Annotated in this window: 13 protein-coding genes; 10 read left to right on the forward strand and 3 right to left on the reverse strand. The window is 72.3% G+C overall.

Annotated elements, in window-relative coordinates:
• The 4 genes from ACWGIF_RS24305 to ACWGIF_RS24320 are packed head-to-tail and all read left to right on the forward strand — an operon-like array spanning position 1 to position 3,351.
• Positions 1–879, forward strand: coding sequence for a branched-chain amino acid ABC transporter permease (locus ACWGIF_RS24305; RefSeq protein ID WP_453500597.1), 879 nt, complete (start codon positions 1–3; stop codon positions 877–879).
• Positions 876–1,889 (forward strand): branched-chain amino acid ABC transporter permease, encoded by a 1,014-nt coding sequence (locus ACWGIF_RS24310; RefSeq protein WP_453500598.1) that lies wholly within the window; start codon positions 876–878, stop codon positions 1,887–1,889. The genes ACWGIF_RS24305 and ACWGIF_RS24310 overlap by 4 nt, the downstream gene beginning before the upstream one ends.
• The gene (locus ACWGIF_RS24315; protein ID WP_453500599.1) at positions 1,886–2,647 is read left to right on the forward strand and encodes an ABC transporter ATP-binding protein; all 762 of its coding nucleotides are present in this window, start codon (positions 1,886–1,888) and stop codon (positions 2,645–2,647) included. Before ACWGIF_RS24310 ends, ACWGIF_RS24315 begins: the two co-directional genes overlap by 4 nt.
• Positions 2,644–3,351 carry an ABC transporter ATP-binding protein gene (locus tag ACWGIF_RS24320; RefSeq protein ID WP_453500600.1) on the forward strand — a complete coding sequence of 236 codons (708 nt, stop codon included), beginning with the start codon at positions 2,644–2,646 and terminating at the stop codon, positions 3,349–3,351. The genes ACWGIF_RS24315 and ACWGIF_RS24320 overlap by 4 nt, the downstream gene beginning before the upstream one ends.
• A gap of 68 nt (positions 3,352–3,419) precedes the next feature.
• Here ACWGIF_RS24320 and ACWGIF_RS24325 read toward each other — a convergent pair whose 3' ends face one another.
• Entirely contained in the window at positions 3,420–3,776 is a 357-nt protein-coding gene (locus ACWGIF_RS24325) for a hypothetical protein (protein WP_453500601.1), read from the reverse strand.
• A 127-nt stretch (positions 3,777–3,903) separates the two neighbouring features.
• On the opposite strand from ACWGIF_RS24325, the gene ACWGIF_RS24330 reads away from it, so the two are divergent.
• From ACWGIF_RS24330 to ACWGIF_RS24340, 3 genes are all read left to right on the forward strand, one after another.
• Positions 3,904–4,329, forward strand: a complete 426-nt coding sequence (locus tag ACWGIF_RS24330) for a secondary thiamine-phosphate synthase enzyme YjbQ (protein WP_453500602.1) — start codon at positions 3,904–3,906, stop codon at positions 4,327–4,329.
• 129 nt (positions 4,330–4,458) lie between these two features.
• On the forward strand, positions 4,459–4,839 hold the full coding sequence (locus tag ACWGIF_RS24335) for a hypothetical protein (protein WP_453500603.1): 381 nt from the start codon (positions 4,459–4,461) through the stop codon (positions 4,837–4,839).
• Positions 4,840–5,023: 184 nt separating this feature from the next.
• Positions 5,024–5,986 (forward strand): alpha/beta fold hydrolase, encoded by a 963-nt coding sequence (locus tag ACWGIF_RS24340; RefSeq protein WP_453500604.1) that lies wholly within the window; start codon positions 5,024–5,026, stop codon positions 5,984–5,986.
• Between the two features lie 24 nt (positions 5,987–6,010).
• Here ACWGIF_RS24340 and ACWGIF_RS24345 read toward each other — a convergent pair whose 3' ends face one another.
• Together ACWGIF_RS24345 and katG are read right to left on the reverse strand one after the other, a co-directional pair.
• Positions 6,011–6,259, reverse strand: a complete 249-nt coding sequence (locus ACWGIF_RS24345) for a hypothetical protein (RefSeq protein WP_453500605.1) — start codon at positions 6,257–6,259, stop codon at positions 6,011–6,013.
• Between the two features lie 132 nt (positions 6,260–6,391).
• Complete coding sequence (katG, locus tag ACWGIF_RS24350; protein WP_453500606.1) at positions 6,392–8,623, reverse strand: catalase/peroxidase HPI; 2,232 nt, start codon at positions 8,621–8,623, stop codon at positions 6,392–6,394.
• A 377-nt stretch (positions 8,624–9,000) separates the two neighbouring features.
• Here katG and ACWGIF_RS24355 point away from each other — a divergent pair, with 377 nt between their 5' ends.
• From ACWGIF_RS24355 to ACWGIF_RS24365, 3 genes are all read left to right on the forward strand, one after another.
• Positions 9,001–9,426 carry a Fur family transcriptional regulator gene (locus ACWGIF_RS24355; RefSeq protein ID WP_453500607.1) on the forward strand — a complete coding sequence of 142 codons (426 nt, stop codon included), beginning with the start codon at positions 9,001–9,003 and terminating at the stop codon, positions 9,424–9,426.
• Between the two features lie 354 nt (positions 9,427–9,780).
• Entirely contained in the window at positions 9,781–10,290 is a 510-nt protein-coding gene (locus tag ACWGIF_RS24360; protein ID WP_453500608.1) for a DUF6328 family protein, read from the forward strand.
• A gap of 161 nt (positions 10,291–10,451) precedes the next feature.
• A complete protein-coding gene (locus ACWGIF_RS24365; RefSeq protein WP_453500609.1) occupies positions 10,452–14,354 on the forward strand; it encodes a Pls/PosA family non-ribosomal peptide synthetase in 3,903 nt (1,300 codons plus the stop codon).
• The last annotated feature ends 30 nt before the right edge of the window (positions 14,355–14,384 follow it).

The following is a 14,384-nucleotide window of genomic DNA, read 5'->3' on the forward strand; positions in this document are numbered from 1 at the left end:
GTGACCGGATGGCTCGACGGCAACGTCGTCAGCGTCGTCGACGGGCTCGCGTTCGGACTGCTGCTCTTCACGATCGCGGTCGGCCTCTCCCTGGTCTTCGGCATGATGGACGTCCTCAATCTGGCGCACGGCACGCTCTACCTCGCCGGGGCCTACATCGCCTACACCCTGTCCGACGGCAGCGTGTCGGGTCTGCTGCTCGCGCTGGCGGCCGGCGCCCTGGCGGGCGCCCTGGGGGGAGCGGCCCTCACGCTGCTCACCCAGCCGCTGGCGCGGCGCGGACACCTGGACCAGGCGGTGCTCACCCTGGGCATCACCTTCATCGTCGCCGACCTCCTGGCCGCGGCCTTCGGCGGCGAGGTGTTGCCCACGGACCCGCCGACGCCGCTGCGCGGCACGGTGGCCCTCCTCGGCCACACGTATCCGGTGTACCGGCTGGTGTTCATCGCCGTGGCGACGGCTCTGGCACTCGTCGTGTACCTCGTCTTCGAACGCAGTTCACTCGGCGCCCTGGTACGGGCCACCGTCGCCGACCGGGACATGGTCCGCGCCCAGGGCGTCGACGTCCGCAAGGTGCTCTACGGGGTCTTCGCCTTCGGCGCGGCCCTGGCGGTGGTCGGCGGCGTCCTCGGCGCACCGATACTGGGCCCCGGGCCGGGCGTCGACGAGAGCGTCCTCGTCCTCTCGCTCGTCGTCGTGGTCGTCGGAGGGCTCGGATCCGTGCGCGGGGCGCTCGCCGGGGCCCTGCTCATCGGCCAGGTCCAGACCCTCGGTGTCGCGCTGCTTCCCGCGTACGCCCCCTTCCTCCTCTTCGGCACCATGCTGGTGGTGCTCGTGGTCCGCCCGCACGGCCTCGTCCCCTCGGCGGTGCGCACATGAGTACTCCCCGAACCACATCCACCGCAGGCACCTCAGCCACCACGCCTACCGCAGGCACCGTCGTACGGCGGCTGCCGGTGGCCGCCGTCCTGCTCGGGCTCACCCTGGCCCCCTTCCTCCTCGGCCCGTACGCCGTCGGCACCCTGTCTCGGATCCTGGTGTTCGCCCTCCTCGCGCTGAGCGTCAACCTGCTCACCGGCCTGACCGGACTGCCGACCCTCGGCCAGTCGGCGTACTTCGGCGTCGGCGCCTACACCGCGGCGATCGTCGCCACGAGGCTCACCGACATCGGACCGCTCCAACTCCTCGTCGCCGCAGGCGCCTCCGCCCTGGTCGCGGTGCCGACCGGGTGGCTCGCCGTACGCGCCCGCGGCGTCGTGTTCCTGATGCTGACGCTGGCCATCGGCGAGATCGCCTACAGCGCCGCGGTCAACTGGAAGCCGGTCACCAACGGCACCGACGGACTCTCGGGGATCCCGCCCGTCGTCCCGCTGCCCGGCATGCCCGCACTGGAGCTCGACGGACTGGTCTACTTCTACGTGCTGGCCGTCTTCCTGCTGCTCTTCGCGGCCCTGACCCGCCTGGGCTCGACACCCTTCGCCCTCGCCCTGCGCGGCATCCGCGACAACGAGGCCCGCATGAAGGCGATCGGCTACCCCACCCGGCGCTACGCCCTGACCGTCTACTGCGGCGCCGCGGCGCTGGCAGGCGCCGCCGGTTCGCTGTGGGTCTCGGTGCAGCGGTTCGTCTCGCCCGGCGACGCCGGATTCGAGATCGCCGCCCTGGCCCTGCTGGCCGTCGTCATCGGCGGCGCGGGATCGATGCGAGGGACGTGCGCCGCGGCCGCCCTCATCTGGCTCACCCGCGACTACCTCGGAAACCTCGAGGCCGTCGCCGGACGCGGTCCGCTGCTCCTCGGGCTGCTCTTCGTCATCGCCGTCTACACACTGCCCCGCGGACTGGCCGGCGTACGGCTCCCGCACAAGCCGACCCGGAAGAGGATGGCATGACCGATCCCCATCTCCTGGAACTGCGCCAGGTGTCCAAGCACTTCGGGTCCTTCACGGCCGTCGACGAGGTGTGCCTCACCGTGCGGGCCGGGGCGCGACACGCCGTCATCGGCCCGAACGGCGCGGGCAAGTCGACGCTGTTCGGCCTCATTTCCGGCACCCTGCCCGCCAGCGCCGGATCCCTCCTCCTCGACGGACGGGACGTGACCCGGCTGCCCGTGCACCGCCGGGTCCGGCTCGGCGCCGCCGCGACCTTCCAGCACTCCAGTCTCTTCATGCGGGAGACCGTGCTGGAGAACGTCCTGCTCGCCGTGCTGCGGCGGACCGGTACGGGACTCGGCGGCTGGCGGAAGGTGAGTGGCCGGGCGGCGGCGATCACGCAGGCGCGCACGCTGCTGGAGCGCGTGGGCCTGCCCGCCCGGCACGACCACCCGGCGGCCGCGCTCTCGCATGGTGAACGGCGGCAGCTGGAGGTCGCCGTCGCGCTCGCCACCGAACCCCGGCTGCTGATGCTCGACGAACCGGCCGCCGGCATGTCGCCGGCGGAGACGGAGCGGCTCACAGAGCTGATCGCCGCCCTGCCAGGCGAGGTGACCGTGCTCCTGATCGAACACGACCTCGACATGGTCTTCGAGCTCGCCGACACCGTGACCGTCATGCACCTCGGCAGACACCTCGAGACCGGCCCTCCCGACCAGGTGCGGGCCTCCGCCCAGGTCCAGAACGCCTACCTGGGCACCGTGGAGGTCGCCTCGTGAAGCCGTTCCTCAGTGTGCGCGGCCTGCGCTCCGGTTACGCCGGGGGCGTCGTACTCGGCGGAGTCGACCTCGATCTCGAACGGGGCGGCACCGTTGCCGTCCTCGGGCGCAACGGAGTCGGGAAGACCACCCTCATCTCGACCGTCATGGGATTCGTCCGGCCGTACGAAGGCAGCGTCACCGTCGACGGCCGGGAGACCGTCGGCGCCCGCGTCGACGTGATCGCCCGGGCCGGCGTGGGCGTCGTTCCGCAGGGGCGCCGGGTGTTCGCACCGCTCACCGTGGCGGAGCACCTCGCCATCGCCTCGCGGCGCCCCGCGCGGGGGCCGTGGACCCGGGCACGGATCCTCGACCTGCTGCCGCGGCTCGGAGAGCGACTGGGGCACCGTGGTGACGAGCTCTCCGGAGGAGAACAGCAGATGCTGGCGATCGCCCGGGCTCTGCTCGGCAACCCGCGGCTGCTGCTCCTCGACGAGCCGTCCGACGGCCTCGCTCCGGCGATCGTCTCTCACGTCGGGGAGGTGATCCGCGAGGTGACCGCGCAGGGCATGACGGTCGTCCTCGTCGAGCAGAACCTGGGGCTGGCCCTCTCGGTCGCCCAGCACGTGGCCGTCATGCAGAAGGGGCGCATCGTCCACCAAACAACCTGTGTGGACTTCGCATCCCGTCCCGACGACCGGCGGCGGCTCCTCGGCGTCGAGTGACCGCACCCCCCCCTGAGGCTGATGCACGCGGCCGCGGACGGGCACGGGCAGCGTGAGCTGTTCAGCCGTCAGTACGGCGGCCATCCCGCCCCCTGCGCGTCCTGGACAGGGCCGATGTGTGGAGGGCCGGCCGGCACCTGCGGGGTCACGGCGTACGCGGGTGGGTGGGACGAGCGGGAGGGGGCGTCCGGCCGGTCCCTGCCCTTCGCGGACCCGTACGGGAACGTCATCGTGGCGGCGCGGCTCCCCGCTCCGTGAAGGGCGACATGGTCCCGTCGGCCACGCGCCGGTCGCCGGCGTGCTCCGCCGACGCGGCGTATCGCGCAGCCGTACCGGTCCAGCGCGATGCGGACGGTGTCGCGGGTCACCGCGTCGTCCTCGACGAGCAGCAGGCGGCGCGGCGGCCGGTCGGTCACCTCGGTCACGAATCCCCCGGACGGGTGCGCGAGAACGGAGCGCGCCCGCTGTCATCATCGTAGGCGGGCCGGCCGGTTCGGCCGACACCGGCCGCAATTGCGCCCCGTCGACGAGCCACGGCATGAGGATGGGGCCATGGCCGACATCTTCGTTTCGCGCACCATCGATGTGACGACCGGGGACCGGGAGACCGTCCACGACCTGACCGAGGCCTGCGCCTCCTTTCTGGCGGAGGTGGCACGGGGCCGGAGCGGGCTGCTCAACATCTTCACGCCGCACGCGACCGCCGGGCTCGCCGTCATCGAGACGGGTGCGGGCAGTGACGACGACCTTCTGACCGCCCTCGGGTTCCTGCTGCCGGCCGACGAACGCTGGCGGCACCGGCACGGTTCCCCCGGCCACGGGCGGGACCACGTACTGCCCGCGATCGTCCCGCCCCACGCGACGTTGCCGGTGATCGACGGAACACTGGAGCTGGGGACCTGGCAGTCCGTCACCCTCGTGGACACCAACCGGGACAACCCCCGGCGCCGGGTCCGCCTGTCCTTCCTCGGCTGCTGACGGAGCGTCCGGGACGGGCACAGGAGTATGACGTATCCATCATGACAGGTCAGAGGGCGTTTTCGTAGGACCAAGGGCACAGTCGATTGCCCTTGTTTGGACCCCTGTGCGGCTTTGAGAATCACCGTCATGACGTACACGGCGCACATCAATCACGACGCGGTACTCCGAGCCCGAGTGGCCCTCCTCGGATCACAGACACTGCCGGTCCGACAAGAGGTCGCCGCCTACCGCGTGCTCGCCCAGGTGAGTCCGCTGGCCTATCTGCCCCTGCTGACCGTCGCGTTGTACGAGTACAGCCGCCAGGACTTCGCGCACGACCACGGCGTAGCCCTGGCTCTGCGGGCCGAGTCGGTCGCCGCCGCGCGCCGCATGTGCGCCATGGAGCCAGAGCGGGCAGGCCTGCTCGTCACCGCGCTGACCCACTACAAGGAGCAGCTGATGCTGATGGACCGCCAGGAGGAACTCGACGGTGTGGACCGGGAGATCGCCCTGGCGATGACCCGCTAGGACGCGCCCCGGCCGCGGCCCGGGGCTGCGACACCCGTGCGGGCAATGCCGCGGCCCCGGCCCCTCATGGCGGATGATCGGGCCGTGGACCGGGCCGAGCCGGAACGTGGGCGGGAGAGGGGGTCCGGACTCCGGGGGCGGATACCAGGGGCGGGGCACCGACGAAGGACGACTCGGAGAGCCGATGCGACAGCGAATGCCGGCCCTGACCGCCGCGGTGATCGCGGTGATCCTGGCGACCGTTCCCGGGTGCGGCGGCCCCGCGGCGCTCCGCGGCGCGCCCGCCTCCCCCTCTCCCGTACCGGCCACCGGTGACTACTCAGGGCGGATCGCGGTGGGTGGCGGCCGCACCCTCCATCTGAGCTGCAAGGGCAGCGGCCGCCCCATCGTCATTCTGGAATCCGGGCTGCACGATTCCTCCGACACGTGGACCTTCACCGACACCCGGCCGCCCGTACCGAAGTCCCCGGCCGTGTTCCCGGGCGTCGCGGCGTTCGCGCGAGTGTGCGTCTACGACCGGCCGGGAACCATCCGGTACTCCGAACCCCTGTCGCTCACCACCCGCAGCACGCCGCTCGACGGCACCCGCTCGCTCACCGCCATGGCCGACGATCTCGACCGACTGCTGACCACCGCGCGCCTGCCGGGCCCCTACCTCCTCGTCGGTCACTCCTTCGGTGGGATGATCACCCGGCTCTACGCCCAGCGGCACCCGGAGAAGACGGCCGGTCTGGTGTTCGTCGACGCCTTCGGCACGGACGTCCGGTCCCTCCTCGGCGGGCAGTGGGCCGCGTACCGCAAGCTGCTCAACCACCCCGGCACGCCCTTCGACGCGCAGCCGGCATTCGAGAAGGCCGACATCGACGGCTCGATCGAGACCGTCACCGCGGCGAAGCCCCTGCCCCGGGTACCCATGGCCGTCCTCAGCAAGACGGAACCGTTCGCCGCGCCGCCCGGCACTCCGAAGACCCTCCTGGACACCGTCGAGCGGGCCTGGCCCCAGGCACAGCAGACGCTGGTGGAGCTGGGGAACCAGACCCCGCACCTCCTGGCCACCGGGAGCGACCACTACGTACAGGTGCACGATCCCGATCTGACGATCAGCGCGATCCGGCTCGTCTTCGGCCGTGCCCACGCGGATTCGTAGACCGGCCGGGCCACACGCAACACGTCACCAGGGCCAGTGGAGCGTCTCACCCTCCGCCACCCGGTACCAGCGCTCCGCAGCGCGGTCGAGTGCGGCCGACGCCAGTGCGATCTGCCGGTCGTCGAGAGGACTCCGGCCCAGCCCCCGGCCCAGTCCCCGGCCCAGCCCCCGGCCTTCCGTCCGCTGTCCCGACCAGACGCGGTACGCCCCGTGGACGGGCGAGTGGTCGGCGCTGCCGGGCGGGGCGTGTCCCTGGCCGGGGGAGCCCGGCATGCGGCCCGCCGCCGTGGTGTCGCCGGCGCACGGACCGGTGCCGCATCCGCCGACGGCCGGGCTTCGCACGAAGCCCGGCCGCAGGAGGCGGGGATGCGGGGGCCGGCCGGGGCGGCCGGCCGGACGGCAGGATCAGACCAGGTCGAACCGGTCGAGGTCCATCACCTTGCTCCACGCCGCGACGAAGTCCTTCACGAACTTCTCCTTCGCGTCGTCGCTCGCGTAGACCTCCGCGAGCGCGCGCAGCTCCGAGTTCGATCCGAAGACGAGGTCGGCACGGCTGCCGGTCCACTTGACCCGGCCCGTCGCGTCGTCGCGGGCCTCGAACGTGTTCGCGTCCCCGGACGTCGCCGTCCACGTCGTGCCCAGGTCGAGCAGGTTGACGAAGAAGTCGTTGGTGAGGGAGCCAGGGGTGGCGGTGAGGACGCCGAGCGGCGACTGCTGGTGGTTCGCGCCCAGCACGCGCAGGCCCCCGACCAGGGCGGTCATCTCGGGGGCGCTGAGGTTCAGCAGGTTCGCCCGGTCGAGCAGCAGGTACTCGGCCGGCAGCCGGTTGCCCTTCCCGAGGTAGTTGCGGAACCCGTCCGCGGTCGGTTCGAGCGCGGCGAACGACTCCACGTCCGTCTGCTCCTGCGACGCGTCGACGCGGCCCGGCGTGAAGGGCACACGGATGTCGTGTCCGGCGTCACTGGCGGCCTGTTCGACGGCGGCGGCGCCGGCGAGCACGATGAGGTCGGCGAGCGAGATCCGCTTGCCGCCGCTCTGCGCGGAGTTGAAGGACTCCTGGATGCCCGTCAGTGTGCGCAGGACCGTCGCCAGCTGGTCGGGCTCGTTCACCTCCCACCCGCTCTGCGGCTGCAGGCGGATGCGCGCGCCGTTGGCGCCGCCCCGCTTGTCACTGCCGCGGAAGGACGAGGCCGAGGCCCACGCCGTGGCCACGAGCTGGGACACCGTCAGGTCCGAGGCGAGGACCTGCTCCTTGAGGGCGGCGACGTCATCCGCGTCGACGAGCTCGTGCGTCACCGGCGGGAGCGGGTCCTGCCACAGCAGGGTCTCCGCCGGGACCTCGGGGCCGAGGTAACGCACGATCGGGCCCATGTCGCGGTGGGTCAGCTTGAACCACGCGCGGGCGAAGGCGTCCGCGAACTCGGCGGGGTGCTCCAGGAAGCGCCGCGAGATCTGCTCGTACGCCGGGTCGAACCGCAGCGAGAGGTCGGTCGTCAGCATCGTCGGGGCGTGGCTCTTGGAGACGTCGTGGGCGTCCGGCACGGTACCGGCGCCGGCGCCCTCCTTCGGCCGCCACTGGTGCGCGCCGGCGGGGCTCTTGAACAGCTCCCACTCGTAGCCGAAGAGGATTTCGAAGAAGCTGTTGTCCCAGGTGGTCGGGGTGTTCGTCCAGATGCCCTCCAGGCCGCTGGTGATCGTGTCGCCACCCTTGCCGCTGCCGTAGGTGTTCTTCCAGCCGAAGCCCTGCTGCTCGATCGGGGCGGCCTCGGGGTCGTCGCCGACGTTCTCCGCGGGGCCCGCGCCGTGGGTCTTGCCGAAGGTGTGGCCGCCCGCGATCAGCGCGACCGTCTCCTCGTCGTTCATCGCCATCCGACGGAACGTCTCACGGATGTCGCGCGCAGCGGCGAGCGGGTCCGGAGTGCCGTTCGGGCCCTCCGGGTTGACGTAGATGAGGCCCATCTGGACCGCGCCGAGGGGGTTCTCCAGCTCGCGGTCACCCGTGTAGCGCTCGTCGCCGAGCCACGTGGTCTCGGGACCCCAGTACACGTCCTCGTCGGGCTCCCAGACGTCCGCACGGCCGCCGCCGAAGCCGAAGGTCTCGAAGCCCATCGATTCCAGGGCGACGTTGCCGGCGAGGATCATGAGGTCGGCCCACGAAAGGCTCTGGCCGTACTTCTTCTTTACGGGCCACAGCAGGCGGCGGGCCTTGTCCAGGTTTCCGTTGTCCGGCCAGCTGTTGAGGGGGGCGAACCGCTGCTGGCCGGCCCCGGCTCCGCCGCGGCCGTCGCTGATCCGGTAGGTGCCCGCGCTGTGCCACGCCATGCGGATCATGAAGGGGCCGTAATGGCCGAAGTCCGCGGGCCACCAGTCCTGGGAGGTCGTCAGCACCTCGGCTATGTCACGCTTCACCGCCGGGAGGTCGAGCGTGCTGAACGCCGCGGCGTAGTCGAAGTCCTGACCCAGCGGGTTGGACACGGCGGGGTTCTTGGCGAGGATCTTCAGGTTGAGCCGTTCCGGCCACCACTGGCGGTTGCCGCCACCCTGGGTGGGGTGCGAGGCGCGCTGGTGCGCGACAGGGCAGCCACCGCCGCCCTCAGGCGTGGCGTCCGTGACGATTGCATCGTGGTTCTCAGACATGGGAATCCTTCCGTACCAGGCGGATCGCGGTGCTCAGGACTGAATGCGGTGGAACTGTCCGGGGTGAAGGCCCCGGTGTGCGGACGTCGGCCCGGCCGATCACATCGACGCCGAGGCGCTCACCGTCCCGGACGGTCTCGAAGAGGCGACGCGAGCGCCCGGCTGCTGCTTCGGCCCCGCGCAGCTCCCGGGCGGTGGTCCGTCACGTCTCCGTCACCTGCCGCTCGGGGGTCTTCCTGTCTCTTGGCTATCTGCGAAACCGATCCTACGATGGACAGAGTCCAAGTCAAGAAGCACACCAAGCCCCTATTCAATCGGATCCCGGATGTCGGCCGACGAACTTCGGGTACCCGTCGAACCTGAACAGGTGAGCCGATATGAGTGACCTGCTGCAGCGGCTGCGAGGGCGTGGCTGGCGGATGACCTCCCAGCGACGAGTGGTCGCGGAGGTCCTCGACGGAGACCACGTCCACCTCACGGCCGACGAGGTGCACGCCCGCGCGGCGCAGCGGCTGCCGGAGATCTCCCGGGCCACCGTCTACAACGCCCTGGGGGAGCTGGTCGCCCTCGGCGAGGTCGTCGAAGTCAGCACCGACGGCCGCGCCAAACGGTACGACCCCAACGCGCACCACCCGCACCAGCACCTGGTGTGCTCCGCCTGCGGACTCATCCGCGACGTCCACCCGACCGGCGACCCGCTGACCGGCCTCCCGGCGGAGGAGCGCTTCGGCTTCACGGTGTCGGGCGTCGAGGTCACCTACCGCGGCCTGTGCCCGGCCTGCGCCGGCGACGCCCCGGCTTGACGGAGGCTGCACGGCGACGGTCGGCGGCGCGGCCCGGTGACTCCTCGGCGCCAGCGGTGCACCGGGCCTGCCGGCTGTTCTCCGCATGGTCCCCGGAAGAAGGCCCGCAGGACGAGCGGGCGCGCACCGGAAGTGTGGGGGAGTGGGCGGGCGCGCAAAGGGTAGGCGCCGCACAACACCCCGGGCCTGCCCGGCCGCTCGTTCGCCGCAGCAGCTCGGTGCGGTGGTGAACGCGGTACGTCGGCCCGAGAGTGGGAGTCCGGCGGACAAGAGCCGGTCTGCACGGGGTGGAGACGCAGCCGCCCGGGGACGGGCGGCTGCGACCGGATGCGAGCGACCCAGGGAGACGACGGCATGTCTGACGCGACCGACCGAAGTGCGAGCGGCCAGAGCGAGCGCGCCAGGGACGAGAGCGCCATGGAGCGCGCCGACCGGCAGTGGCAGGAGCTGATCCAGGAGATCCGCGTCGCCCAGACGGGCGTCCAGATCCTCTTCGGCTTCCTCTTGACCGTGGTCTTCACCCCGCTCTTCCACGATCTTCCGCAAACCGACAAGACGATCTACATAGTCACGGTCGTCCTCGGCTCCCTGGCGACCGGTGCGCTCATCGGGCCCGTCGCCTTCCACCGCATCGTCTCAGGCCGCCGGATCAAACCGGAGGCGGTGGCATGGGCGTCGCGCCTCACCTTCACCGGCCTCGTCCTGCTGCTGGCCACGTGCACCGCGGCCCTCTTCCTGGTCCTGCGCGTGGCCACCCACAACGCCCTCGTCCCGTGGCTGGTGGCCGGGGTGCTGGCCTGGTACCTCCTGTGCTGGTTCGCGCTCCCCCTGTGGGCGCGGATCCGCTACACCGCAGAGCACTGACCGACCCCTGCGCATCTTCCGGCCACACCCAAGGCTTCAACGGGAAAATCCTTGACGGCGCACTAGGCTGGTGGGTTGTTCGGCGCGGACCGGAACAACCCGGGCAGACCCGGGCTCCGCCGGGCGACCCGGACGTTGCCGGGAACGAGACGCGAGGGCCTATGGCAGCCACACCTGAGCGCGGTGAACTCACCCTGCTCGCAGACGAGGACGGGTACGAGGAGGCGGGCAAGTCGGCCCGCTTCTCCGCCGGGCCCGCAGCCCCCACCCGCACCCTCGTCGACGTCTTAGAGGCCTCCGTACGGGCGTACCCCGACGAGCCCGCCCTGGACGACGGAACCACCCGTCTGACCTATCGGGCGCTGGCCGCCGAGGTCGAGCGCACACGGCGCGCCCTGGCAGCCGCCGGAGTGGGTCTCGGCGACCGGGTCGGCGTCCGCGTGCCGTCCGGGACCAACGAGCTGTACGTGGCCGTCCTCGCCGTCCTCGCCGCGGGCGCCGCCTACGTGCCGGTCGACGCCGAAGACCCGGACGAGCGGGCCGAGCTGGTCTTCCGGGAGGCCGGGGTACGGGCGGTGCTCGGCGCGGGAGCACGCATCGACGTCACCGCTCTCGGGGACGTCCGCACCGCCGCCGCGCGCCCCGGCCCCGAGCACGACGCATGGATCATCTTCACCTCCGGTTCCACCGGCCGGCCCAAGGGCGTCGCAGTCAGCCACCGCAGCGCTGCCGCCTTCGTCGACGCGGAGGCCGCGCTGTTCCTCACCGAGGAGCCGATCGGACCCGGCGACCGGGTCATGGCCGGACTCTCCGTCGCCTTCGACGCCTCCTGCGAGGAGATGTGGCTGGCCTGGCGCCACGGCGCCTGCCTCGTGCCCGTACCGCGCTCCCAGGTGCGCAGCGGCGCCGACCTCGGCCCCTGGCTGGCGGAGCAGGAGATCACCGTGGTCTCCACCGTTCCGACCCTCGCCGCGCTCTGGGAGCCCGAGACCCTGAACGAGGTCCGGCTGCTGATCTTCGGCGGCGAGGCCTGCCCGCCCGAGCTGACCCAGCGCCTGGTCACCGAGGGCCGCGAGGTCTGGAACACGTACGGCCCCACCGAGGCCACCGTCGTCGCCTGCGCCTCCCTGCTCACCGGTGAGGAGCCGATCCGTATCGGCCTGCCGCTCAACGGCTGGGAACTGGCCGTGGTCGACGAGTCCGGCGAGCCCGTGCCGATGGGCGGCAGCGGCCAGCTCGTGATCGGCGGCGTCGGCCTGGCCCGCTACCTCGACCCCGAGAAGGACGCCGAGAAGTACGCCCCGCTGGAGTCGCTCGGCTGGCAGCGCGCCTACCGCAGCGGTGACCTCGTCCGCGCCGAACCCGAGGGGCTGGTCTTCCTCGGCCGCGGCGACGAGCAGATCAAACTCGGCGGCCGCCGGATCGAGCTGGGCGAGGTCGACGCGGCGCTGCAGGCCCTGCCCGGTGTGGCCGGCGCGGCCGCCGCCGTCCGTACGGCGCGCAGCGGCAACCAGCTGCTCGTCGGCTATCTGGTCACCCAGGAGGGCTGGGACCACTCCGCGGCGGTGAAACGGCTGCGCTCCGAGCTGCCCGCAGCCCTCGTGCCGCTGCTCGCGCCGGTCGGCGAACTGCCGACCCGCACCTCCGGCAAGGTGGACCGCGACGCGCTGCCCTGGCCGCTTCCCGAACTGGAGACCCCCGGCCGCACCGAGCAGCTGTACGGCACCGAGGCCTGGCTCGCCGAACAGTGGAGCGAAACCCTCGGAGTCACCGTCGCCGGCGCCGCCGACGACTTCTTCGCGATCGGCGGCAACAGCCTCGCCGCCGCCCAGCTCACCACCCGCCTGCGCACCCGCTACCCGCGCGCGGCCGTACTCGACATCTACCAGCAGCCCACCCTGCGCAAGCTGGCCCGGCGCCTGGAGAAGTCCGTACAGGACGACGGCGCGGCCCGGACCGTCACGCCGGTTGCGCTCCGGACCAAGGTGATCCAGTCGCTCCTGCTGCTCCCCCTCTTCACCCTCGTCGGCCTGCGCTGGACGGTGGCCCTGCTGGCCCTGGGCAACGTCCTGCACTGGTTCGGGCCCCATCCGTGGGCGCCGGCCGCCTCGTGGTGGCTCGTCGCCGCCGGCGCGGCCCTGCTCTTCAGCCCGCCGGGCCGCCTCGCACTCGCCGCCGGCGGCGCACGACTGCTGCTGCGCGGGGTCAAGGCCGGGCGCCACCCGCGCGGCGGAAGCGTCCACCTGAGGCTGTGGACGGCCGAGCGGCTGGCCGAGTACACCGGCGCGACCTCGCTCACCGGCTCCTGGCTTGAGCGCTACGGGCGGGCCCTCGGCGCCAAGATCGGTCCCGAGGTGGACCTGCACTCGCTGCCGCCCGTCACCGGCATGCTCAAACTCGGCCGCGGCTGCGCCGTGGAGTCCGAGGTGGACCTCTCCGGGCACTGGCTGGACGGAGACCGCCTCGAGATCGGCCCGGTCAAGGTCGGCGCCGGAGCGGTGGTCGGCACCCGTAGCATCCTCTTCCCCGGAGCGCGCGTCGGAAAGCGGGCCGAAGTGGCCCCCGGCTCCGCCGTCGTCGGCCAGATCCCGACCGGCCAGCGCTGGGCCGGAGCCCCCGCCGGCAAGCTCGGCAAGGCCAAGCGCAACTGGCCCCGGGACCGACCGCCGCGGGGGCTGCACTGGCGGGCCATGTACGGGGCGACCGGCTTCGGCCTCACGGTCCTGCCCGTGCTCGCCACCGTGCCGGCCCTCCTTGTGGTCAGCCGGTTCGTGCCCGCCGACGCCGGGATCCCCGAAGCATTGCGCGGAGCCCTGGCGGCTGTGGTGCCCGGGGCGCTCGCCTTCGGGTTCGCCTACGCGCTGCTGCTCCTGGTCGCCGTACGCCTGCTCAGCCTCGGGCTGCGCACGGGCGTCCATCCGACGCACAGCCGGGTCGGCTGGCAGGTCTGGACGGTCACCCAGCTGATGGACCTGGCCCGGGACACGCTCTTCCCGCTGTACGCCGGGCTGATCACACCGGTGTGGCTGCGGCTGCTCGGCATGAAGATCGGCCGGGGCGCGGAGGTGTCCACCGTGCTCGCACTGCCCAGCCTCACCACTGTGGGCGAAGGCGCGTTCCTCGCCGACGACACACTGACCGCCCCCTTCGAACTCGGCGGCGGATGGGTGCGCATCGGACACTCCGAGATCGGCCGCCGGGCCTTCCTCGGCAACTCCGGCATGACCGCGCCCGGCCGCACCGTCCCGGACGACGGGCTGGTCGGCGTGCTGTCCGCCACGCCGAAGAAGGCCAAGAAGGGCAGCTCGTACCTGGGACTGCCCCCGGTCCGGCTGCCCCGGTCCGCCGCCGACGCCGACCAGAGCCGTACGTACCACCCGCCCGCCCGTCTGCTGTGGGCGCGCGGTCTGGTCGAGCTGTGCCGGCTCGTCCCGGTGTTCTGCTCGGCCGCGCTGGCCGTACTGACCGTGGCCGCGCTCTGCGCACTGATCACCACGAGCGGCCTGGGACTCGGCGGAGCCGCGCTGCTGTCCGGGGCGACCCTGCTCGCCGCCGGCGTGGCCGCCTGTGCGGTCGCGGTGGCCGCGAAGTGGCTGCTGGTGGGCCGGCACCGGGTGGGGGAGCACCCCCTGTGGAGCGGCTTCGTCTGGCGCAACGAGCTGGCCGACACCTTCGTGGAGGTACTGGCCGTGCCCTGGCTGGCCGGATCGGTGCCCGGTACGCCGCTGCTGGCCCTGTGGCTGCGCGCGCTCGGTGCCCGGGTCGGCCGCGGCGTGTGGTGCGAAAGCTACTGGCTGCCCGAAACGGACCTGGTCGAGCTGGGTGACGGGGTCAGCGTGAACCGCGGCTGTGTGTTGCAGACACACCTCTTCCACGACCGGATCTTGAGGACGGATACTGTGGTCCTGCGCGAGGGCGCCACCCTGGGCCCGGGCGGAATCGTCCTGCCCGGGAGCACGGTCGGGGCCCGCAGCACCCTGGGCCCCGCCTCCCTCGTGATGGCCGGGGAGTCCGTCCCCGCCGACACCCGCTGGCTGGGCAATCCGATCGAGGCGTGGCGGTAGCCGCACTCGGGCACCTCGTACGAGCACAGC

This window comes from Streptomyces sp. NPDC054849 (assembly GCF_053610945.1).

Coding starts and splice junctions, on each gene's coding strand:
- ACWGIF_RS24310 (WP_453500598.1), top strand. CDS start 876: ATGAGTACTCCCCGAACCACATCCACCGCAGGCACCTCAGCCACCACG.
- ACWGIF_RS24340 (WP_453500604.1), top strand. CDS start 5,024: ATGCGACAGCGAATGCCGGCCCTGACCGCCGCGGTGATCGCGGTGATC.
- katG (WP_453500606.1), bottom strand. CDS start 8,623: ATGTCTGAGAACCACGATGCAATCGTCACGGACGCCACGCCTGAGGGC.
- ACWGIF_RS24360 (WP_453500608.1), top strand. CDS start 9,781: ATGTCTGACGCGACCGACCGAAGTGCGAGCGGCCAGAGCGAGCGCGCC.
- ACWGIF_RS24345 (WP_453500605.1), bottom strand. CDS start 6,259: ATGCCGGGCTCCCCCGGCCAGGGACACGCCCCGCCCGGCAGCGCCGAC.
- ACWGIF_RS24355 (WP_453500607.1), top strand. CDS start 9,001: ATGAGTGACCTGCTGCAGCGGCTGCGAGGGCGTGGCTGGCGGATGACC.
- ACWGIF_RS24330 (WP_453500602.1), top strand. CDS start 3,904: ATGGCCGACATCTTCGTTTCGCGCACCATCGATGTGACGACCGGGGAC.
- ACWGIF_RS24365 (WP_453500609.1), top strand. CDS start 10,452: ATGGCAGCCACACCTGAGCGCGGTGAACTCACCCTGCTCGCAGACGAG.
- ACWGIF_RS24335 (WP_453500603.1), top strand. CDS start 4,459: ATGACGTACACGGCGCACATCAATCACGACGCGGTACTCCGAGCCCGA.
- ACWGIF_RS24315 (WP_453500599.1), top strand. CDS start 1,886: ATGACCGATCCCCATCTCCTGGAACTGCGCCAGGTGTCCAAGCACTTC.